Source organism: Pseudarcicella hirudinis, from assembly GCF_900115665.1.
GTDB classification, from domain to species: domain Bacteria; phylum Bacteroidota; class Bacteroidia; order Cytophagales; family Spirosomataceae; genus Pseudarcicella; species Pseudarcicella hirudinis.
This window is the reverse complement of the sequence record NZ_FOXH01000010.1, coordinates 92,967-116,721: the sequence shown is the minus strand read 5'-3', so window position 1 is coordinate 116,721 and position 23,755 is coordinate 92,967. Positions and strand designations below refer to the sequence as shown.

The following is a 23,755-nucleotide window of genomic DNA, read 5'->3' as shown; positions in this document are numbered from 1 at the left end:
AATCATTATCTAACTCAAATTATGAAGAATTTTACCAAACACTACTATCGTAACCGACTAAAAATCATGCGGATAAGTGCCTTCCAACTTATACTTTGCTTGTTTGCTGTCAGCATGACTCATGCCAGAGTTGTCAATGCTCAGGAAGTATTGAACAAAGAAATCACCTTGCATATAGAGCATGTAAGCCTGAAAAAAGCTTTGCAGGAGATTCATATGCAAACCGGAATTAAATTTGTTTACAGTGACAGCCGATTGAGTTTACAGGAGAAAGTTTCTCTTAATGCTCAAAGCGAGAAGCTAAGCAGAGTTTTAAATCGATTATTGTCTCCTTTACAGATTGAGTATCGTGCAATTAATGAAAAGATCCTCTTATCTGCTATCAAAAAAACTGCTTATGAATCTTCCAGCGATGATGGCGTTTCTTTTGAGGAATCGTCAAATTCTGACATCACGGCAGCAGTTACTGTAAAAGGTACTGTTCTTGATGAAAACAATAATGCAATTCCGGGCGTAAGTGTTTTACTGAAGGGAACAACTAAAGGTACAACAACAGACGTAAACGGACATTATGCCATCACAGCGGAGAATACCGGCGCAAGATTGATTTTCAGTTTTGTAGGGTTTATTACACAGGAAGTTGTTATCGGGAAGCAATCTGTTATCAATATTGTTTTGAAAACGGATTCGAAGTCTTTGGATGAAGTAATTGTGGTAGGATACGGAACATCTAAGAAAAAGGACCTTTCAGCAGCAGTTTCTTCTGTTCCGGATATGGATAAAATCAAGGAACGTCCGGTGTTGGATGTTGGCAGTATGATTCAGGGTAAGGTAGCAGGTGTTACGGCAATCAATAATGGAGGTCACCCGGATAAAACCCCTAATATTACAATCAGAGGTACGGGTTCAAGAGGAAGTGAAAGTGTTCTTTATGTAGTGGATGGTGTACCAAATGCTCCTTATAATCCGGCAGATGTTGAATCTATTACTGTATTAAAAGATGCGGCTTCTGCTGCAATTTATGGTGCATTTTCAGGGTCAGCAGGGGTAATTCTGATTACGACAAGACAAGCAACTCAAGGTAAGCCTACAGTAGAATATTCAGGATTTACAGGTGTTAAAAGTGCCTGGAAAACACCGCAGTCATTAACTGCGAAGGATGAGGCAATGGTAGCAAACTTAGCTGCTGCCAATGCAGGACAGGCTCCTTTAGATGGATGGGATGCTACCAAAAACCCGAATGACCAGATTACACGTACTGACTGGATTGGCGCAATTTTCAGAACAGGTATTGTACAGAGACATAATATTTCCATTAACGCCGGAACAGAAAAGTTTTCAACACTTTTTCAGGGACGTTATGAAAGAAATGAAGGTACTCTTCTTAATACCTATAGTGAAAATATTTCATTGCGTTTTAACACAAGCTATAAATTCACAGACAGACTAAAGTTCCGTCAGGAATTGTTCTGGAATAATCATGGAGCTGTAGGAACATCAACAGAGAGTGGTTATAGCGGAACAATTCTTTCAGCAATTTATATGCCGAGAGCGGCTACAGTTTATTATCCTGACGGAAGTTTCGGGGGTGTAGGACCGAGAGATTCTCCATATCTTGGTATTCACGGTGATGCGATTAACCCGGTTGCTACTTTACTTCGTAACAATCCGAATGATAAAAGTAATGACCTTCAGTCTGTTTCGGAATTATCTTTCTCCAACATCATTCCCGGTTTAAGCTTCCTTACCAGATTTTCTTATCGTCAGACAAGTGCTTTCTACAAAAATTTCGAACCTTCAAGAACAGAACCCGGAAAACCGAACAACCAGAATACATTATCATATCGTACCGATAAAGGCTATAACTGGATCTGGGAAAATACAGCCAATTACGCTCAATCCTTCAATAAACACAGCATCGGAGCAATGCTTTCTGTAACTGCTCAGGAAAATAGTGCTAAAGGGTTTACTACAGCAGCAAGAGGCTTACAAAACGAACAGGATTGGGCGCAGTTTTTTGTAAATGCTACTATTTTTGACCAAATCAGACCAAGCGATTATGACTGGACAGACAGAAACCTTTCTTATGTAAGCAGATTATCATATAGCTGGGCAAACCGTTATTTTGTTACAGGTAGCTACCGTTATGACATTGCAGGAAGACTAGCTGATGGTTTCCGCGGAAAAGGATTCCCGGCAGTTACAGCAGCCTGGAAACTTAGCTCAGAACCTTTCTTTCATGTACAAGGTGTAGATCTTTTGAAATTCCGTGCGAGCTGGGGACAAATAGGAAACATTGCATCTGTAGGATTGTATTATGGTTATCCTAAACTTTCTTCAGACTATACTTATCAGGTAGGAAACGGTGCTCCTCTGTCAAGCGCTTTATATGTAGGCAGCAGAAACAACCCGAGCCTTTCATGGGAAACTTCTCAGCAAACTGATATCGGTGTTGACATGGCCTTCTTTAAAGAAAGACTTTCAATCACAGCTGATTACTTCGACAAACTTACATTTGACCTGATTAAGTCACAGGATACTCAATGGACAAAAACTTACGGATATGGTGCTCCATTGATTAATCAGGGAAAAATCAGAAATACAGGTTTTGAACTTGCAGCAACCTGGAGAGACAAAATCGGTAAGCTTAGTTACGAAATCGGCGGAAACATTGCCACTTTGAAAAACAACGTTGAATATATTGATGACAATGTCAACTCTTTCTGGCAACACTCTGACGCCTGGAGAGGTACATTAGCTCCATTCCGTTCAACAGTTGGTCAGCCATATTATTCTTATTGGTTAATTAAATCTGATGGTATTTTCCAGTCAGATGCTGAGGCTAATGCTTATGCCAAAGAAGGTAAAAAAATTCAGCCGAATGCTAAAGCAGGTGATCTGAAATTTGTGGATCAGAATGGCGATGGTAAAATTGATGATGCGGACAGAGTATATATGGGCAGCGCTTTCCCGACTATGACGTTCGGATTTACAACGAATGTAAACTGGAACAACTTTGATCTTAGCTTATTCCTTCAGGGCGTAGGTGGCGTTAAAATATTCAATGCTTTCAAAGAATCTACTTTAAATGCCTCAGAACAGGGTTACAACCGTTGGGATAAAATCCTCGATGCCTGGTCACCAACCAATACAGGTTCAAATATTCCCCGTATTTCGGCAAGTGATGCAAATAAAAACTTCCAGACTCCTTCAGACTGGTATCTTGAAAGCGGAAACTATCTGAGACTTAAAAGCTTAATCATCGGTTATACTTTCCCGAAAATGGTTTGGAATTCAAGTTTGAGAATCTATTTCAGCGGAGACAACTTATTGACTTTCACCAAGTACAGCGGAATGGATCCGGAAGTAGGCGGTATTGGTCTTGACGGAGGACAGTTCCCTGTTTCAAGAGTTTATTCTTTGGGATTAAAACTTAAATTCTAGGTCTTTTTCAACAAACAGTTAAAGCATAATTGGCACATGAATGAATTTGTTACTGAAACTTTCCGTAATAATTTAAATAAAGGTTCTGCAAATTCATTCTGCCATTTACCGAAAATTATTAACGATTTACTTTTATGAAACAATATATAAAATCATTGACACGACGTACCGCTTTTTTGATCTGCCTGGGCGTCACAATGGGTTCTTGTCAGAAAGATTGGGTTGATACCAAACCAAACGGAGAGCCGACCACAGCATATTTCTGGAAAAGTGAGGACGATGTTAAAAAAGGAATTGCTGCCATTTACGTTCCTATGCGTAATGAATCAACCTGGGGACGAAACCTTTTCTGGATGCAGAATGCAAGCGATGACTTAATCGTGGGCCGTTCAAAAGCGGACGGAGAAAACATCAAAAATTTCATTCCTTCAGGACGTGAGGGTTATATGACAGATGGCTGGAATGATTTGTACTGGATGATGAATAAAGCCAATCAGGCTATTGCAGGTGTAAAAGGTGCAACAAATATCAGTGACGCCGTAAGAAACCGTTCATTAGGCGAAGCTTATTTCATGAGAGCATTCTCTCACTTCTGGTTAGCCTATCTTTGGGGACATAAAAACCAGGGAGTTCCATATGATGGTGTAGAAAATGCTGAATTTGGCAGCAGAATTCCTCCGCAACTTCCTTCTGTAACAGATAACTATGCTCAGATTATCAGTGATCTTACAAAAGCTGCTGATCTTTTACCTTTCTTCGAAACATATTCTTCCGAAAATCAGGGAAGAGCTCACAAGGCTGCTGCATGGGGATATATGGTTAAAGTATATGCTTACTGGGCACAATACGATCAGTCGAAATGGGCTTTGATTCCGGCTTTATGCGATAGAATCAAGACTGAAGGTAAAAGAGCTTTGATTTCAGGAAAAGCCAATGGAAAAGCCAATTATCAGGCTGTTTTCAAAATAGAAAATAACTGGAGTTCGGAATACCTTTGGTCTGTAACTTCTGATGTTCAGGGCGGATCAGAATTTATGGGTGTTGTTCTTGAAAACAAAGGATGGGGTATTTATAATGGCTGGGGATATTTCCAGCCAACAGAGGAGCTTTATGATGAGTACGAAGCGAATGATCCGAGACGTGAAGTGACTATTCTGAAGTTTGGAGATAAATTTACTTATTTCGGTAAAGAAAGAAGCTATTTCTCGACCAACAGCCTTTCTGGTTTCCAGATTAACAAATACATGGAGCCATACAGCTACGGCTCAAACGAGAATGCAGGAAGTAACATGATGATTAATCAAAACGGTGATTATCCTACTACTAAACTTAGCCTGCCTCTAATGCGTTATGCTGAAATTCTTTTATTCAAAGCAGAAGCTCTTTTACAGCAGGGCAAAAGCTCAGAAGCAGCTGCGCCATTGAATGAAGTAAGAGCAAGAGTAGGTTTACAGCCAATTGCAAACCCTACAATGTCTGATCTGAAACATGAAAGACGTACTGAACTTGCTTGCGAATGGACAGACAGACTTGCAGACTTAAAACGTTGGGGTGATTTTGCTAAAATCAATGCACCGTTAACAGGAAGAATTCATACGAATAAGACAGATCCTAATTCTCCATATACTATTCAGAAAGTATGGCCTGCGAGAAACTTCGATCCTAACAAACATATGGCCTGGCCTATAAGCCCGGACGAAATTTCAAGAAGCAACGGCGCTTATAAGCAGACGCCGGGCTGGTAATCTTTTGTTTGGGTTAATTCAAACCGGTTTAGGAGATTTCTCCTGAATCGGTTTTTTTATTTTCAGGAAATCCCTCCTTTACAGTTAATTAATCCAGTCGGAGAAAACCCGAAAGTCTTTTTAAAAGCAGCACTGAAATGTGTACGGTTTTTATATCCGGTATAATCTGCCACCTCCGAGATATTCATTTCTCCCTGTAACAATTTCTCCTTAGCCCTCTCCATCCGTATCTGATGAATATATCCGAAAACAGTATTTCCGAATACTTCTTTGAAACCACGCTTTAATTTAAAGTCGTTAATTCCTACCTGTCTTGAAAGCTCAAGTAATGAGTAAGGGGTATTAATATTTGCAAGAATGATATGTTGCGCATGAACGATTTTATCTACGTCTTTCTTCTTTATAAATGCCTGCTTTTGCAACTGAGGCTCTTCAAACATTTCGACCTGAAGCATAAATAACTCAAGTATTTTTGCTTCTAAAAACAGCCTCTTTAAATATCCTTTTTGTTTACATTCAACTATTTCTTTTATGAGCCATTGCATCCTAGGTGTAATTGTCCGATTGTGTTTACCCAATATACCATGACTTTTACTGCGGATGTTTTCAAAAAAGGATTTAAAGACCGGAAATTCCTCCGAAGCTATTCTTTGAAAAAATTCAAGCGTCAGATTAATTTCCAGCATTTTCATGTCTGCATATTCGGGTAATTCTAATTTCCCTTCATAATAAGGCATATAAACAAGATTGTGCTGGTTTGCTCCAAAAGTGGTAAAGTTTTTTGAACTTCCCTGTAAACGGCTATGAGAGCTCCCCTCAATACAAAAGTGCATAGCTACTGTCTCAAAATCAGCCTTTGTATGTAAAATAGTAGGTTTAAATATGTTCAGGGCTCCGACACTTATATATACCCCATCAAAAAATATTTCCTTCAGGCTGCTCTTTCCAAAACTCTCATTGATCACAATAATCCGTTCTGTTATACCCTCTTCGCTATAGAAACGCTCAGGATAAGCATTTTCAATAATAAGCTGCTGAAAGTCTTCCGTATGAATTTGTTGTTTCATGATTTTTATCCGTTTCACGTACGCTTTAATCCGTTTTGGGTTCTCAGTATCAGGTGGCAGTAGTTTAGATTTGCAGGCAAATTTAAACTATTTGGAATAATTCCAAATAACAACAACTTCTTTTATTTTAATCCCCATAAAAATGCTCAGACAGATTATCATACTATTATTTATTTTACTGCCATCTATTCCTGTTTTGGCTCAGAATCCAGGGAATATACAGGGGTATATTTTCAGAGAAGACGGAAGTCCTTCGGCACATGCAAGTGTTAGAATTGAAGAGAATAATAAAGGGACAAAAACGAATACAGACGGGCGTTTTGAATTTTCAGGTCTTGCTCAGGGAGAATACACATTAGTGATTTCTGCTATAGGGCTTGAAACGCAAAAACATAAGATTAAGGTAGTTTCCAATGAAACCACAGCGATAAAAATCAAATGCTCTGATAACACTACTGAATTGCAGACTGTGACCGTTACTGCCGAAAAGCAGCAAAATAACCTGCAAAATCTGCCGTTAGCCATTTCAGCAATTACTGCAAAAAAAATCAACGCATACCGGATATGGTCGGTAAAAGACATTACCGCACTGGTTCCCAATCTGTTTGTTTCTAACATCGGTGATGAGCGTCCTTACATCACTATCCGAGGTGTGGGAGCAAACAGTACCACGATGGGGGTAGCTATGTTTGTAGATGATATCCCGCAAACCAGTTTGCAAAATGCCTATTCTGTCATTAATGATGTTGACAGAATAGAAGTACTCCGCGGACCTCAGGGTACCTTATACGGCAGAAATGCGATTGGCGGAGTAATAAATATTTACAGCAAAACTCCTGCAAATCACTGGAATGGCTTCGCAGAAATCAGTTCAGGGAATTATGGCATGCAACGCTACAGTATGGCAATAAACGGCCCATTGATAAAAGACAAACTATTCCTTAAACTTTCAGGTTTTTACCATGACAGAGAAGGTTATATCACCAATCTTTTCGATAACTCGACATTTGACCATTACACCGGATACGGCACTTCAGCCACTTTATTATACAAACCTTCTGCCACCTGGGATTTTAACCTGAATCTAAATACATACCAGAATAAAAACCGGGGAGCATATCCTTATGCAGCTAATACTGCAATTGCATTTTCAAATCCCTATACTACTAATCAGAACCTGAATACATGGGTAAATCAGTCAAGTGTGCAACCCTCACTTAAAATTGGTTATACGGGTAGAAATATTGCGGTAAAAAGTATTTCTTCCTTTCAAAAAAGCCGTTTTGTTAGTACCGGATTAATGGATGGAGATTTTTCTCCGTACGATTTTACTTCTTTTACTTATTTGGAATTACCTGATTACAATTATCAGAACAGTTTTACACAGGAAATAAGAGTCAATAGCCTGCCCGGAAGCCCGTCGAAATGGAAATGGACCGGCGGTGCCTTATATGTATCTGAAAAAAGCCCGGCATTATACGACTACGGTATTGGAAAAGATGCTGTTTCAGCAGACCCTTATGCTCCCTATCGTATAATACTTACTTCCAAGAGTAATTTCAACATCTGGTCGGTATTCGGACAAACAACCTACAGGATTACTGACTTACTTGAAGTAACAGCGGGCCTTCGTTATGACGATGAAAGCAAAGAATTTACAAATAGTCAATTATTCAAAAAAGATGGATTTCCTGACCGGGTTCTGCTAAAAGACAGCACCCGAAAAGCAGGATATAATGCTTTTTCTCCTAAACTTAATATAGGCTGGCAACTGAAGGACAATATAAAGACTTATCTGTCATATAGCCGGGGATTCAGAGCCGGAGGGTTCAATGAACAAACAACTAATCCGAATTATATCAGTTATGGTTCTGAGAAAAGTAATAATTATAAATTTGGCGTAAAAACTACTGCTTTAAATAACCAATTAAGAATTAATGCGGCCCTTTTTTATATACACTGGTTTGATATGCAAACTACCGGCTTTCTTCCGGGATCAGGTAATCAGCAAGCTACAATGAATACAGGAGAAGCTAAAAATTACGGAGCAGAAATCGAAGCAGCCTACATTCCTGTAAAAGGCCTTCAACTTGAATACAATGTAGGCTATAATCATGCAAGATATGAAAAGTTACCGCTTCCGGAAGGAACAACTATGAAGGACTTTAATGGAAATAAGGTATTTCTTACTCCTCAATATACATCAGTCTTAGCTGCTCAATATCAGGCTGCCTTTACAAAAACAAATAAGGTTCGTTATCAGCTAAGAGCGGAATGGAACAGCATTGGTGAAATCTATTTTGACCTTAAAAACGCTATCCGGCAATCCCCTTACAGCTTAGTCAATTTTAAAGCCGGACTCTCTTTTTCAAAATTTGAACTGACAGCCTGGATCCGTAACACTTTTAAAGAAAAGTATTTAGCCTTCGGCTATGCACAAAACGGAACATTCGTTATGCTGGGTACTCCTCAAACCTTTGGTATCAGCGGAAGAGTAAATTTTTAATAATCTTATCTCAAAACAAGATGAATTACCAGCAAAAAACAATCGCACTTTGGCTTACTTATATGACAGGCATAATTGTGAATATCATCACAGAGTTTTTGCCTCTGTTTCTCGGGAAAAGCATCATTGCACCTAATCCGGAAAGGATGACAGTTGCTCAGGTTTCTATGAATACTGTGATGTTTTTCTCGGTTCCCATTACCATAATCATCTTAATGATAATCAGTGATCAGAAATGGGTTAGAATGATCAACCTTATCCTGAGCGCATTACTTTTATTTTTGAGTATATATGTTTTAATAATGGATTATAATGAAGTGGAAAGTAAGTCTCCCAATTATGCTCCTATCCTAATGCTTTCACTGATGCTGATTTTAAGTGCTGTAAATTTATGGATAGCTTTTAAATGGCTGAAAAATAATAACCAGCAAACAAACATTTCGTAGTATGAATACTATTATTTATGTAATCAGGCTATTACTGTCTTTATTATTTGTATGGCATGGCGCAGAAAAATTAATCTGGCACCACCCTGTACCAGTTAATGAAGTGAACAATTCGTTTGTTGTATTTTATAACTTACTTGCAGAAAGCGGTTACATCTACTTTATAGGTTTTTGCCAGCTTCTGTCCGGTTTGTTACTTATTTTCAAAAAAACCTATCTTTTAGCGGTAATCATGCTCATCCCAATGGTTCTCAATCTGATTGCCTGTCATGTATTTCTATCTCATCAAACAGGCTATATTATATTTGATACCACTATTCTTCTCTTACTCTTATTCCTTATAAGAATGAATTATCAAGTCTTGCAAAAGATTTTTCTCAGAGAATTCTAACGTGTATTCTTATAGATTTTATTAAAATGCCTCTGATTCGTTGATACACTGGGGCATTTTGGGATCTATTCCAATTCTTTTAAAAAAGCGTTATGGAGTGGACAGAGCTATTTGATATAGCTCATTGCCAATAAAAAAAGGGTTACACATTGAATGTGTAACCCTTTTAGCGATGGTACCGAAGATGGGAATCGAACCCATACGAGCGTTTCGGCTCACAGGATTTTAAGTCCTGCGTGTCTACCAGTTCCACCACTTCGGCTTCAGCAAAAGACTTCCCTTTGGCCTACTAAACTTAAAAAGCACCAAATCGGTGCTTATAAGCTGAGCGAAAAACGGGGTTCGAACCCGCGACCTCAACCTTGGCAAGGTTGCGCTCTACCAGCTGAGCTATTTTCGCTTGTTGATTGTGAGTGCAAAATTAGGTGGTTTCATTCACTTTTGCAAATATGCCCGTAAAAAAAATTCCCAAAATCACTTCCTGAAGGCCTTCCTATCAGGCAAAATAATTGATTCTCAGTTTTTTGAGCTTTTGTATTTTTTTGAAAAAAATTTAAAAAATGTTATTTGGCAGTCCATTTTATCCGTTTTGTTCGCCATCAAATAAATAATGTTCATTGCTGCTTTCTTCAGATTTTATCAATAATAACGAAAAAATCAGCAGGACAACAGGATTCCACTTATGCTGATTATCAGGAAAAGGACTCAGATTCATGCACTTTCCTGCAATGATTTTAGGTATTTTAGCTCATTTTTTAAAAAGGAAGAAAACAAAAGATTTGGTATCTGAACAAAAAAAGCAAAAGTTAGTCTGTAAGGCAGAATAATATTTCGTTTTAAGAAAAAGCATTCTATTCTGGTAATTCCAAAATTTTATAGCTTTTTTACGATTAAATTACCGATTAATAAAAATAATATTTTACTAATCAGTATATTAGCAATATTTTTTAGAAAAAAGGAAGAAAGTATGTAGCTTTGTATTTCAATCAAAATACCAAATAAAATGAGTATCAACAAATTGGACCAGATTGACCATAAAGTGTTGGAAATTTTGCAACAAAATGCAAAAATCACCAATGCTCAATTGTCTAAAGAGATCGGATTATCTCCTGCACCGACTCTTGAAAGAGTTAAAAAACTTGAAACCTCTGGCATAATTCAAAGTTATCACGCACAACTAAACCGAGATAAAGTAGGATTAGGAGTTACCACTTTTGTAACCGTTTCGCTGACCGGACATAAAAAACAAGTTACGGAATCATTTGTATCACAAATCAATACGATTCCTGAAGTCATTGAATGCCATCACGTAACAGGTTCCGGTGATTTTTTACTTAAAATCATTGCAAAAGATATTTCTTCTTACCAGAAACTGATGTTGGAAAAAATCAATGAAATTGAAGAGGTTGCAGGAACCCAGACAATGGTGATTTTATCTACTTTCAAAGAAAGTAAGGTCTTACCTATACCTTGATCGTTGACGCTTAAATGAATCAGCCATAAAAAAGGCGATATTTTGTAAAATATCGCCTTTTTTATTTCCCAAATCAAATTCGTTTTTCAGAATTTAGGACAGGAAAGTTCTTTTTTATTTCTTCTCGGAGCTGGTTTAAGATCAAACAAATCATTAAAAATATAAGAAATGGAAATCTCATGCGATCCGCCTGTTCCGCTCAATGTTGAAATTGTTGCATCATAGCTGTAACCTATAGAAAAATTGTCCTGACGATAACCAATCAAACCTACCAGTGCATCATGACTTGGGATTGATGCCCCATCTTTGGTATATTTTTTCAAAGGAATTCCCCTGTACCATAAGCCAACTACAAGCGGTGAATATGTCAGATACATTCCTACATCCAATTGATCTGATTCTCCCTGTCGTTTATAATTAATCACAGGAGTCAGACTTTTCTCTTTCTCTATCGCATCACCTAAATTATTCCCGATCACATAATCAGCCAAAGGTATTCTGTAACCGGCGATTACGCTGTATTTCATTGGCAAACGGGCCTCACTGGTTCCGAACGACTGATTGGGTCTGTTGATATGATTTACAGTTATCCCGCCCCAAAACTGATCAGTATAAACCAATGCTCCGGTAGAAAAATCCATATAATTCAGTTGAGGAGCCACATTTCCACCAGCTAAAATCGGATCTGCAGAAGGAGGAAACCTTCCGGTTGATAAATAATTCTGGATCTGGTCTCCGAAAATATAATCCTTAAAATTAATACTTCTCGACACATAGGACCCCTGAACACCAAGCGACATGGAAACCTGTTCATTTACTTTCAGATGATAGGCATATTGTAAACCCAAATCTGTTGTTTTCAGATTTGTAAATTGCTGATCTGATGTTACTAATAGCCCTACTCCGCTATTTATCTTATCAAAATACATATCTGCCCCAAAAGAGGTCGTAATAAAATTGGCATTCAGAGAAGGCCATTGGTTTCTGTAGTTGAAAGTAAGCCTGGGTGCAAACGCTGATCCGGCAAAGGCAGGACTAATATAAAGGGGCGCAGCATAGAATTGAGAGTATTGCGGATCCTGCGCCTTCAGAGAGCATACGCATGTAATTAAGCCCAGTATCGTAAGATAAACTTTCTTCAACATTAAATTGAGGTCTAAAAAAGACGTTTAATTTTTTCATAATGCCAAATTACAGAGTATCTACTCATCTAATATTGACATCGGTAATTAATATCATTATATTCAAACTGGAGAAAGACATTATCTGACTGCTGATTGCACTTCAGAATTTGTCTCTAACTTTGAAACCAAAATCACCATTTATAGTTATTAAAAATACATTTGGAAACACCGAAAAGGATATTCAATCTCAAAAAACTTACAACTGAATTTTAATCCGTATGATTTCTGAGACCGTTATTTTATTACTGCACAAATTCGTGAATCATATAATTTTTAGATTATCTTTTCGTTCTAAAAAAGCTGTATCCGACGATTTAAGCAAATAAATTTGCATGTTCTAAGACTAATTCAGCAAATTTGATGCCATTAGGCAATTGTTCTTTTCGTATGATAAACAATGTAGAAAGTTAACGTAGAAATGTTGAAGATTGGATATATAAAGAAATCTTTTTTTTTATCATTCTTAATTTTGGTTGGCTTAATCCTGACCACAAGTTTTAGCTATGCTCAGACTCCAAACGGATTTTATTCGAGGAAATACTGTTTATCAACCTGTTCTGATACTACTGCTGCAACAGTTTTTCAGGATACTGTAAAAAAAGCTGTCGCCTGGAAATGGGATTTCGGCGATTCTTCCTCAGACCCGAATAAAAAAACTTCCACCTCAAAAAATACTGCCCATTTATATACTACTCCCGGAAATAAAACAGTTACGCTGACCAGAACATTGGCCGATGGAAGTACTCAGACAGTATCGCAAACAATTACAATCGGTCAGCCGCCTCAGGGCTTCTATCTTGGTAATCAGCCAACTCAGCAAGATACTGTAATATGCAAAGGACAGTCTATTACCTTAGATCCTTATAGGCATGTCCCAAAAGACCGGACAACCTTGAAATATTTGTGGTATCCTAAGGGAGATACCCTTCAGACACTGACCGTTGATAAGGAAGGTTGCTATTCTGTAGAAGTTATAGATTCCGTAACGTCCTGTTCTTCCGAAGCAAAACTGAATGTTAAGATCTGTGTAGAGCCTCCTAAACAGGAAGATGCTTCCAATTACTGGTATTTTGGTAACGGTGCCGGGGTTAAATTCCCGGCTGGGGGAGGTGGTGCCGGTAGCACAGGAGGAGGTACCGGAACAGGAGGTACTGGTGGAACAGGATCAGGTGGTTCTGAACCCAGCTCTGACGATAAAGGTAAAATTAATAGTAAAGAAGGGGTTTCGGGTATTACAGATGCAAAAGGAAATCTTTTGTTTTACACGAACGGTAGAAACATTTATGATAAAGACGGCAACCTTCTCCCCTTTCTGAATACTAAAGCCGATACGCTTGGGGGTAGTCCGAATTCCTCACAATCATCAGTAATTGTTCCGCAGCCAAGTTGCCGGGGATGTCAATCTTTATACTATGTTTTTACAACCACTGAAACAAACGGTACAAAACAACTTAGCTACAGCCTTATAGACATCCGAAGAAACGGAGGTAAAGGGGCAGTTGTCAAATCAAATGTTCCGCTCAGCTATGAACCAACCACTGAGCATTTAATTACAGCCGGCAATACTACGGATTCAACTTACTGGATTATTTCGCATGACTATGGAAATAATACTTTCAGACTCTACAGGGTTACAAAAAACGGTATTTCTCAGGAAAAATCCATTTCTGTCGGCAGTCCGATTGACTCTCTTCAAAAAGGGAAGGGTTATACAAAAGTATCGGCAGACGGGAAAAAAATTGCTGTTATTATTCCGGGACCTCCTAAAAACCGCGTTGAACTTTATGATTTTGACATACAAACAGGAGATATTAAAAATCCGGTAACCGTTGACCTTGGCCCCGCACCTCCAAGTGCCTATGGCGTAGAGTTTTCACCTGATAATACCAAACTATACGTTACACTCAAAGCGGATTCCCTGGCAAGTCCGGAACAGTATTCCAAACTCTTACAGTTTGATATTTCAAAAAACAATGCTCCGGATATTCTAAAGTCGGGAAAAACCATTGACTCATTAAGTTCTAAAACCAATCAATATTTTGGCTCGGTTCAGATTGACCCTAATGGTGGTAAAATCTATATGGCCATTCAGGGAAGTACCAAGTTAGCGGTAATCGGAGAGCCGAACAAGTTACTTCCGGCTGTTGCTGCAAAAGACTCCATAAAATACAAAATTGATGGTCTTGATCTTAATGGAAGGGTGAGTCAGCTCGGACTTCCTACGCAGCCTGTCATCTTCACAAAACAAGATAACCAGGGAGTCGGTATTACCGGAGGAGATACCTGTTTTGGCAAACCAAGTAAATTTCAGACAAGTAATCTTTGCGATCCGATAAAGAACACCCAAACAGACTGGAATTTTTACAGAGGGGTTCTTCCGAAGGATGGGAAACCCAACCCGGCCGATAAAGTAGGTTCAATTACGGGAACTAATAAAATGGAAGTAAATTATCTATTTAATACTCCCGGGAGCTATTATGTTACGGTAACTATGTCTAATTCCTGTAAACAGGATACCACATTACCGGCACAGCCTTTTACCATTTACCCGCAACCCAATGCTAATTTAGGGCCAGATATTAATCTATGTGCCTTTGAAGTACGGCTTGATTCTAAAAATCTTGCTCCGAATTCCCAATACCGCTGGACATTGGATAGCAATTTTCTGCCAGATACTACCGCATCTATCATGGCCAAAAAGTCAGGTAAATATAACGTCTTTATTCTCGGAAAAGGTGGTTGTACCACAGAGGATGAGGTCGTAGTGAAACTTAATGCCAAAGAACCTTTAGATATTGCTAAAGATACTACAATTTGTAAAGGGAACAGCTTTACACTTGACGCCAGAAGTGGCGGGATTAATGACCCTAACCTTTCTTACAGATGGCTTTCAGGGGCTACCGGAGCTACTACACCTACAGTAGTTGTCAGTAAACCAGGCCTGTATGTTGTCTCGGTAAAAAATAATGCCACAGGATGTGAAGTTTCGGATTCTGTTAATGTAGGAACAAGGCCTTTGTCGAATTTTTCAACCACCAAAAAAGAACCTACCAGCTGTAATGCCAATGACGGTGCCATTACACTTGATAATTTTATCCCGATAGATAAGTATTCATTTGTGTGGTATAAAGATGGTATTGAAATACGAGGTCAGACATCTAATTCAATTACAGGTATTGCCGCCGGAAATTACCGGGTTAAAATACAAAGCCTGCTTTCCTGTGATACATTGGTTAATATCAGTCTGAACCTTATCAATATATTAAAACCAAATATTGTTACTCAGACAACCAATACCTTCTGTGATGTGCTGAACGATGGTGTTATCCGGTTTGAAGTAGGTTCCGGAAGTCAATTTATCCCATTAAATTATACCTTGAATAAAATCGGCCCGCCTGATCAAACTATTTCATCTGGCTTGGTAACGACAATTGCCATCGGCTCCGGTTATGAAATAAGAAATTTATCACAAGGATCATATTCACTTGAATTAAGTGATGCCGCAGGTTGTAAATACTTTGTAAATAATCTGAAAATCGGGGTTAAACCAAGAGTAACTGTTACATTATTACCTCCCCCATCTCCTTTGTGTGAGGGGCAGATTTTTGTATTGGGGCCTATCCCGGCAACAGGAAACATACTTTGGAGTACCGGAGATAAAAATCTTACAAGTATTCCGGTTACCAAATCGGGTATCTATTCTGTAACAGTAACCGATCCTGTCAATCCGGGATGCCAGAGTTTCAGCGAAGTAAATATCGTTTTCAATCCAACGCCCAAAATAAATGTTGGTCTTCCGTCCAGCATTTGTGCCAACGGTACTCCTGTCCAATTGAGTGCCTCTCCTGCAGGGGGAATCTGGTCTGGTAACAATGTCACTCCAACAGGTAAATATACTCCTCCTTCAAGTGTGGGAACAGATGTATTAACCTATTCTCTGACATTGAATGGCTGCACAGGCAGTGCTCAGAAAACAATTACAATTCTACCGGCACCTAATGTTAACCTGGGGCCTGATCGTTCTGTTTGTAACAATGGAAAAGAATATATCGGAGTATCACCAATTCCGGGAATACAATATTCATGGTCAAACGGACAATCAGGACCGTCAATTTTACCTGACCATTCAGGAGATTACTGGATCAGAGCCTCTCAAGGACTTTGCGTAGTTTCTGATACAATTAAAATTACGCTTTTACCTGCTCCTGTTATTTTTATGAGAGGAGAATACTATTTATGTGTTCCTGATAATTTACCGATAATTGTAGATGCCGGAAATCCGATTTCTTATTATTCATACTTCTGGACACCTGCTCCGGTAAGTGGTCAGAATACACCAAAAATAACTGTGATTCAGCCAAGGGTCTATACCCTACTGGTTAAGGATAATAACAACGGCTGTACCAATACATTTGAAACAAATGTTATCGACCGCTGTGAACCAAGCATTCTTGTTCCAAATATCTTTACTCCGAATGCAGATGGGCTAAACAACTATTTCGATATTTTTACAGCTCATATTTCCAGGGAAGATTTCTCTCTTAAAATCTTTAACAGATGGGGAGAAATAATGTTTACCTCAACCCGGCCTGATGACCGCTGGGACGGACGATACAAAGGAGAAGTTGTAAAACCAGACAGTTTTGCCTGGATTATCAATTATAAATCTGAATATTATCCGGAAAGAGGAGTTCTGACAAAACGCGGGGCTGTAACAGTTGCCTGGTAAATTTTAAAGAAAACTCAATAATTGAATTGCACTAACGTAAAAGGATCAGCTGAAATTTCAGCTGATCCTTTTACGTTAAACATCTAATCTAAAACCCACTCCGTGGACATTGGTGAGTTTTATCGCCGGATCTTTCCCCAGGTATTTTCTTAATCTGGTAATAAACACATCCAGACTCCGGCCTTTAAAATAATCATCATCTCCCCAGATGGCGATCAGAATTTTATCTCTGGTAATAGTTTCATTCTTATTTTGAATCAGAAAAGACAATAAATCAGCTTCCCGATGAGTCAGATCCTGCTCCTCCCCGCTAATTGACAATTTCAGATTTTTACTGTCAAATGTGTATTGTCCGACATGCAAAATATGAGAATTTGCCACGGTTTTCTTCCCGGTTCTCTTCAGAATAGCTTCAATCCTCAGAACAAGTTCTTCAATACTGAAAGGCTTGGTAAGGTAATCGTCCCCTCCGATTTTCAGACCTTTAATTCTATCTTCTTTCAGGGATTTAGCTGTTAAAAAAACGATTGGTACATCACTTCCTGAATGCCTTATGTATTCAGCTAATGTAAATCCATCCATTTCCGGTAACATTACATCCAGAATACAAATATCATATTGATTGGTTTGAAAGGCATTCTGACCTTTTTTACCATCAGTTTGCAAGTCTATCTGATAACCTTCCTGTTCAAGATTATCCTTCACTACAAAACCAAGGCTATCATCGTCTTCTACTAAGAGAATTTTTGTCATATTGAGTTTTGAACTAAATAACTAATTGCACAAATATAGAGAGATTGGCATAAAACAAAAATTGCTTTATATCCGGATCCGGAAAACCTCCATGCTGACTCATAATAATGCAGAGCCGGAATAATAACTACACATTTTAAATTCTATTGTCTGTAATGTAATATTTGTATTACCACAACTGATGCACCATAGGTTTGATTTTAGATTCGTAAATCTCCTGTATTGCATTTAATTCCTTTTCTGATAATTCCGGAATCTTAAATACATCAAGATTTGATTTTACCTGCTCTTCCACCGAAGCACCCGGGATAATACAACTTACCGCTTTGTGCATCAGAATCCATTTGAGTGCAAGCGGAGCAAGGTTCCGGTATTTCGGAAAAGCTTCTTTAAGGCAATCCACCGCCTGCAAACCAACCTCATAATCTATGCCAGAAAATGTTTCACCTTTATCAAACGCTTCTCCGTTTCTGTTAAAACTACGATGATCCCCCGCTGTAAAAGCAGAAGATTTACTGAATTTTCCGGTTAACAGCCCGCTGGCAAGCGGAACTCTGATAATTACGCCGATGTCTTTTTTCAAAGCCTGTTCAAAAAACAATTCTGCAGGTCTTTGTCTGAACATATTGAAAATAATCTGAATCGTCGTTACATTATCAAATTCTATACTTTTCAAAGCTTCTTCGACTCTCTCAACACTCACCCCTAAATGTTGGATTTTCCCTTCTTTTTTCAGAATATCAAATTCTTCAAAGATTTCAGGTCTGTAAAAAACATCTGTCGGCGGACAATGTAACTGAATCAGATCAAGCGTTTCAAGTCCCATATTTTTCAGACTTTTTTCTACAAATTCCCTCAAAACTTTGGGTTGATAAGCTTCGCTGATATGAGGATTTAGTTGTCTTCCACACTTGGTACCGACAAAAATTCGTTCAGATCGGTTCCGGACAAGCCGGCCAACAGCCTTTTCACTCTCTCCTCCTCCGTAAACATCCGCTGTATCAATAAAATTTATCCCTGAATCGACCGCTTTATTCAATATTTTATCAGCATTATCATGACTAAAATCATCACCCCATTTTCCACCAACCTGCCAGGTTCCTAAACTTATGGCTGAAATATTAAAGCCTGTTTTTCCGAGTTTACGATATTCCATTGCTTAATTAAAGGGTTATTATACATTAAAATCCCACGAAAATCTGTTGAATCGTGGGATTTCATAAAAAGTTTTGCAGGGTTTTCATGCCCTTTTTAATATGTTCAGAACTTAATCAACAGAATAAGCCGTTACTTTATTTTTAAAGAAATTCGGAATTACCAGCAATTTTTTACCCGGAATATATTCAAAATCCGCAGTATTGATTTTAGCATCTACCAGATCCAGCAGTAAAGACGTTTTACCCTCCGGATTAACATGCCAAACCTTTCCTCTCCATTCAGAAGCAAGATATCCGCCTTTTCCATCAGGCAGGATTCCATCTATTCCACCTAATCCTTCTGCTTTAGTAGAATATTCTCCTGTTTTAAGGTCATAAGCCAAAACTTTGCCATCACCGTTACCAACGATCAGTTTTCCTTTTTCAAACACTACTCCATTCGGGCTCTTAAGCGGAGCACCTTCGGCAACTTTTACAATCTGACCTTTGTCCAGTTTCCAAAGCCTGTCTGATCTCATATCCGTGAAATAAACCACATTGTTTTTAGCATCTACTGTTACATCATTCAAAAATTTAGCCTCAGGCACTTCGTACTTGTTCAGTACTTTTCCGGTTTTTAAGTCGATTTCAACTAATTTGAAGATCTCTGTAACATAAAGTTTCGATCCTAAAGCTACCAATCCTTTGGTTGATTGCAGATTCTCAGTCAATTTCAGCTTTGTAATTTTTCCATTTAAATCAATTTTTGAAATAAAACTCTTCGAGTTATCAGCAGAAGGGCCTCCGTTAATACATGAGATATAAAGGATATTTTCTTTGGGTTCGTAATAGATCGACTCAGGAGTCGTCAGAGTAGTATCAGATTCCCAAAGCTTGGTCAATTTCACCTGACTAAAAGCCGATGTAGAAGATAAAAGTAATAAGGCAACAAAAAACTGGAATACTTTTCCTAAAGTGTTCATTTTCTGGATATGTTAAATGTTAGAGATAGATTAAAATGTTTAGTAAAGATAGGAATAAATATTTATTGTGTTTTTGAAAACCCTACAAATACTATCTGATAAGTTCTCTGGTAAGAATGTAATATTTCCATTAGAAACATTTAAAAAGGGAAAGGTCTGCGTGCTGAAGACTTGAAAATAAAAAAGCCTTAAATCTTTCGATTTAAGGCTTTTTGCTCCCTCTCTTGGGCTTGAACCAAGGACCCCATGATTAACAGTCATGTGCTCTAACCAGCTGAGCTAAGAAGGAATACTGTTGTTTGATGATGCAAAATTAGTAGGTTATTAGGTATTACGCAAGTGTTTTGAATGAAAAAATTCTATTTCCCTGCTAATTTTGCCTTTGAAAAACCGAAAACTTTTGATATTCAGTTTTTTACACCTTCAATTTTTTTTTCAAAAAATATATATTTTTAGACCATCGGTACATAAACTACCTTCTTTGTCTCAAAAAACTCCTCTTCAAAAAACTCATACAGCTCATATACTTTATGTTTTTTGCCAAATTCCTGAAGTTCTTCATCCAAATCTCCGCCTTTCAGATAAAGGATTCCATTTTTCAGGGTATTGAAATAATTACGATTGACTTTATTGCGTACCCAGTTATAGAAAGGTGAAAGACGGGTAACCGCTCTGCTGACAATAAAATCATAATCTTCCTGTAACGTTTCAACCCTTGCCTGTTCTGCTTTTACATTTTCAAGTCCTAAAGCATTGGCCACTTCCTGAACAACTTTAATTTTTTTCCCGATGCTATCTACCAAATGAAATTTACATTCCGGAAACATGATGGCTAAAGGGATTCCCGGGAAGCCGCCTCCCGTTCCTACATCAAGTATTTCAGTACCTTCTTTAAAAGTAATTATTTTGGCTATGCCCAAAGAGTGCAATACATGTTTTTCGTAAAGATTCTCAATGTCCTGACGAGAGACAACATTTATCTGGTCATTCCACAATCTGTACAGATCTCCCAGCTGAGCAAATTGCTCCTGCTGTTTTGGACTTATTTGTGGAAAATATTTAAGAATTAGCTCTTGATTCATCCGCTAAGGGGTATTGGTATTAATTGATAAGGGTATTGTGGACAGAATTTACCTGAAACCTAACGCCATTTTATTTTCTTCTTCCTGAATACAAAACTCCAAAAACCCATAATTAAGTAATAAATAGTAAACATAAAATCGAAAACCGGAATGGATTTTGTCTTTATGATCTGATTCAGATTCTGACTTGCCTTGCTGAAAATAATCCACTGAGAAATCAGTCTGAGTAAAAAAAGCCCGATCAGCCAAAAAACTAATACATCATAAATCAAAAAGCCAATCAATCCAAGAAAAAGCATCCACACCAGCATTTGCGATGTTGCAAGGCTCCCCAGCAAAAACTTATTCTTTTTACGGTAATATTTACTAACTGAAATATGGCGGATTTTCTGCCTGTACCATGCCTGCCAGTCAAGTTTCGGAAATGAATATACAAAGGTATCGGGATTCAGACAGACAGCTGTATTTTCTCCGGTTGCAACATCATTCATAAACAAATCATCATCCCCGCCAATAATATTTGTATGCTGTGCAAATCCTCTGTTTCTGGTAAAAATTTCTTTTCGATACATAAGATTTCTCCCCACTCCCATATATGGCATCCCGGAAAGCGCAAAAGAGAAATATTGCAAAGCTGTGACAAAGGTTTCATATTGAATCAATCTGTTCAGAAAACCTTTTGTTTTGTAATACGGTGAAAAGCCCAGTACAATTTCCTTTTCCTGACTCAAACAAGCTTTCATTCCTGAAATCCATGACTCAGACTGCGGTCTGCAATCTGCATCTGTAAGTAGCAGAATATCGTATTTGGCGGATCTTATGCCCAGCGTCAATGCGTACTTTTTGGCTGAAAGATGCTCAGGTGTATGTTCAATTCTCAGAAATCTGACATTCTTAAACAAATGGCAATTAGCCAGCAGATAATCATAACTCCCGTCTACTGAGCGATCATCAACAATAATCACTTCAAAATCAGGATAATTCTGGTTATCTAAAAGGGGAATTAATTCCTTTAAATTTTCAATTTCATTCCAGGCACAAACAATCACGGAAATGCCGTCATTATTCACTGACTCTTCAAAGCCAGGCGTTTCATATCTGTTAAGTTTAGCAAAAATGAAAATCAAAAAGTACAATTGATAGACAATTGCCAGGACGAATAAGCTGAATAAAATTGGTATCAAATCTGAATAATTTTAATAATCAGGAGATTGAGCTATGAAATGCAAAGATAATATTTACAAATGAGTGCTTGTTGTAAAATACATAGTTTTCTCCCTGAATTTCGTAATTTTGCACCCTGAAATTTCAAATCTTGATTTCAGATAGGCATTTTCAGGGTCTTTCCCGGCACTTTGCAATGTAATTATCTCAGGTCCGGGGTTTGAAAATCAGCACTTTCTTGATTTTTTTTGAAAATATACATTTTTACAGCATAGGTTTTTCAGAAAATGTAAAGCCAGTGGAAATAGAAAATTTATGACATTTGATATAAAAACAACCGATCCGAATTCTAATGCACGTGCAGGTGTAATTCAAACCGATCATGGACAAATTTTAACACCGATTTTTATGCCTGTTGGCACAGCAGGTTCTGTAAAAGCGGTCCATCAGAGGGAACTGAAAGAGGATATTAATGCCCAGATTATTTTAGGAAACACTTATCATCTGTACCTTCGTCCGGGGCTGGATATTATTGAAAAAGCGGGAGGTTTACACAAATTCAATGGCTGGGACAAACCGATCCTTACTGATTCCGGAGGTTATCAGGTTTATTCTCTGTCAGGTACAGGCCGTAAAATCAAAGAAGAGGGGGTTACCTTTAAATCTCATATCGACGGTTCAAAACATATTTTCACTCCTGAGAAAGTTATGGATATCCAGAGAACAATCGGAGCTGATATCATTATGGCTTTTGACGAATGTACGCCTTATCCATGTGAATATGAGTATGCAAGAGAATCAATGGAAATGACCCACCGCTGGCTGAAACGGTGTTGTGAGCATTTTGACGCTACTGAACCGAAATATGGATACAGTCAGACTCTTTTCCCTATCGTTCAGGGTAGTGTTTATAAAGATCTCCGAAAAAAATCAGCAGAAGCTATCGCAGAATTTGGCAGAGAAGGTAATGCTATTGGCGGTCTTTCGGTAGGGGAACCTGCGGAAATGATGTACGAAATGACTGAGTTGGTTACTGATATTTTACCTAAAGATAAACCCCGCTATCTGATGGGAGTCGGAACACCAGCAAATATTCTTGAAAGCATTGCACTTGGTATTGATATGTTCGACTGCGTAATGCCTACCAGAAATGCAAGAAACGGCATGCTTTTCACCACACAGGGAGTTATTAATATCAGAAATGAAAAATGGAAAGATGATTTCAGTGTACTTGATCCGGGCCTTCCGGAAAGCTACGTAAGTTCATTTTATACCAAAGCCTATCTGCGCCATTTGGTAAAATCAGATGAAATGCTGGGTGCAATGATTGCCAGCGTTCATAACTTAACCTTCTATCTGTGGCTGGTTAGTCAGGCGAGAGAACGAATTCTTAACGGTACATTTAAGTCCTGGAAAGACAGAATGGTCGTACAACTCATGGAGAAACTGTAGCTTACAAAAGGGGAATTTTCAAAAAGTTCCCCTTTTATATTGAAGGTTCTTACCCGATTATTTAGACCTGGTTTTAAAGGATATGAAACAGGACTATTTTCATTTAACTTGATTGATGTTATTTTTTTTAATCTCTCCAACCTTTAGATAATTTAAAATTCTCTTTCCATTTGCCTTCATTGACAAGTTTCAATATATT

Annotated in this window: 15 protein-coding genes and 3 tRNA genes; 8 read left to right on the top strand and 10 right to left on the bottom strand. The window is 38.1% G+C overall.

Translation table 11 applies throughout. The features are described from left to right. Nucleotides 1–21: 21 nt before the first annotated feature. The gene (locus BM179_RS16725; RefSeq protein ID WP_229632966.1) at nt 22–3,444 is read left to right on the top strand and encodes a SusC/RagA family TonB-linked outer membrane protein; all 3,423 of its coding nucleotides are present in this window, start codon (nt 22–24) and stop codon (nt 3,442–3,444) included. Nucleotides 3,445–3,578: 134 nt separating this feature from the next. Continuing rightward, entirely contained in the window at nt 3,579–5,189 is a 1,611-nt protein-coding gene (locus BM179_RS16720) for a RagB/SusD family nutrient uptake outer membrane protein (protein WP_092018302.1), read from the top strand. A 62-nt stretch (nt 5,190–5,251) separates the two neighbouring features. Here BM179_RS16720 and BM179_RS16715 read toward each other — a convergent pair whose 3' ends face one another. Then, the gene (locus tag BM179_RS16715; RefSeq protein WP_092018301.1) at nt 5,252–6,256 is read right to left on the bottom strand and encodes a helix-turn-helix domain-containing protein; all 1,005 of its coding nucleotides are present in this window, start codon (nt 6,254–6,256) and stop codon (nt 5,252–5,254) included. Nucleotides 6,257–6,398: 142 nt separating this feature from the next. Here BM179_RS16715 and BM179_RS16710 point away from each other — a divergent pair, with 142 nt between their 5' ends. Genes BM179_RS16710 through BM179_RS16700 form a run of 3 tightly spaced genes read left to right on the top strand, consistent with a single transcriptional unit; the run spans nt 6,399 to nt 9,599 of the window. Further along, nucleotides 6,399–8,762, top strand: coding sequence for a TonB-dependent receptor (locus BM179_RS16710; RefSeq protein WP_092018300.1), 2,364 nt, complete (start codon nt 6,399–6,401; stop codon nt 8,760–8,762). 20 nt (nt 8,763–8,782) lie between these two features. Further along, nucleotides 8,783–9,208: a hypothetical protein gene (locus BM179_RS16705; RefSeq protein WP_092018299.1), complete on the top strand. Its 426-nt coding sequence runs from the start codon at nt 8,783–8,785 to the stop codon at nt 9,206–9,208. A 1-nt stretch (nt 9,209) separates the two neighbouring features. Beyond that, nucleotides 9,210–9,599 (top strand): DoxX family membrane protein, encoded by a 390-nt coding sequence (locus BM179_RS16700; RefSeq protein ID WP_092018298.1) that lies wholly within the window; start codon nt 9,210–9,212, stop codon nt 9,597–9,599. 173 nt (nt 9,600–9,772) lie between these two features. Here BM179_RS16700 and BM179_RS16695 read toward each other — a convergent pair. Together BM179_RS16695 and BM179_RS16690 are read right to left on the bottom strand one after the other, a co-directional pair. Continuing rightward, nucleotides 9,773–9,861, bottom strand: a tRNA-Leu gene (locus BM179_RS16695). A 65-nt stretch (nt 9,862–9,926) separates the two neighbouring features. Beyond that, a tRNA-Gly gene (locus tag BM179_RS16690) sits at nt 9,927–9,999 on the bottom strand. A gap of 603 nt (nt 10,000–10,602) precedes the next feature. Here BM179_RS16690 and BM179_RS16685 point away from each other — a divergent pair. Beyond that, on the top strand, nt 10,603–11,073 hold the full coding sequence (locus tag BM179_RS16685; protein ID WP_092018297.1) for an Lrp/AsnC family transcriptional regulator: 471 nt from the start codon (nt 10,603–10,605) through the stop codon (nt 11,071–11,073). Between the two features lie 86 nt (nt 11,074–11,159). Here the strand turns inward: BM179_RS16685 and BM179_RS16680 are convergent, their stop codons facing one another. Next, nucleotides 11,160–12,218, bottom strand: a complete 1,059-nt coding sequence (locus BM179_RS16680) for a PorP/SprF family type IX secretion system membrane protein (protein ID WP_092018296.1) — start codon at nt 12,216–12,218, stop codon at nt 11,160–11,162. Between the two features lie 508 nt (nt 12,219–12,726). Here BM179_RS16680 and BM179_RS16675 point away from each other — a divergent pair. Beyond that, the gene (locus tag BM179_RS16675) at nt 12,727–16,986 is read left to right on the top strand and encodes a PKD domain-containing protein (RefSeq protein WP_143095252.1); all 4,260 of its coding nucleotides are present in this window, start codon (nt 12,727–12,729) and stop codon (nt 16,984–16,986) included. Between the two features lie 75 nt (nt 16,987–17,061). Here the strand turns inward: BM179_RS16675 and BM179_RS16670 are convergent, their stop codons facing one another. The 6 genes from BM179_RS16670 to BM179_RS16645 form a co-directional block, all read right to left on the bottom strand. Continuing rightward, nucleotides 17,062–17,739 (bottom strand): response regulator transcription factor, encoded by a 678-nt coding sequence (locus BM179_RS16670; protein ID WP_092018294.1) that lies wholly within the window; start codon nt 17,737–17,739, stop codon nt 17,062–17,064. A 169-nt stretch (nt 17,740–17,908) separates the two neighbouring features. Continuing rightward, nucleotides 17,909–18,895, bottom strand: coding sequence for an aldo/keto reductase (locus BM179_RS16665; RefSeq protein WP_092018293.1), 987 nt, complete (start codon nt 18,893–18,895; stop codon nt 17,909–17,911). 111 nt (nt 18,896–19,006) lie between these two features. Further along, nucleotides 19,007–19,858 carry an SMP-30/gluconolactonase/LRE family protein gene (locus BM179_RS16660; RefSeq protein ID WP_092018292.1) on the bottom strand — a complete coding sequence of 284 codons (852 nt, stop codon included), beginning with the start codon at nt 19,856–19,858 and terminating at the stop codon, nt 19,007–19,009. A 215-nt stretch (nt 19,859–20,073) separates the two neighbouring features. Then, nucleotides 20,074–20,147: transfer RNA gene (locus BM179_RS16655), tRNA-Asn, on the bottom strand. Nucleotides 20,148–20,310: 163 nt separating this feature from the next. Then, nucleotides 20,311–20,940 carry a 16S rRNA (guanine(527)-N(7))-methyltransferase RsmG gene (gene rsmG, locus BM179_RS16650; RefSeq protein WP_092018291.1) on the bottom strand — a complete coding sequence of 210 codons (630 nt, stop codon included), beginning with the start codon at nt 20,938–20,940 and terminating at the stop codon, nt 20,311–20,313. 59 nt (nt 20,941–20,999) lie between these two features. Next, nucleotides 21,000–22,124: a glycosyltransferase gene (locus BM179_RS16645; RefSeq protein WP_092018290.1), complete on the bottom strand. Its 1,125-nt coding sequence runs from the start codon at nt 22,122–22,124 to the stop codon at nt 21,000–21,002. A 295-nt stretch (nt 22,125–22,419) separates the two neighbouring features. On the opposite strand from BM179_RS16645, the gene tgt reads away from it, so the two are divergent. After that, on the top strand, nt 22,420–23,556 hold the full coding sequence (tgt, locus tag BM179_RS16640; RefSeq protein WP_092018289.1) for a tRNA guanosine(34) transglycosylase Tgt: 1,137 nt from the start codon (nt 22,420–22,422) through the stop codon (nt 23,554–23,556). Nucleotides 23,557–23,755 lie beyond the last annotated feature (199 nt).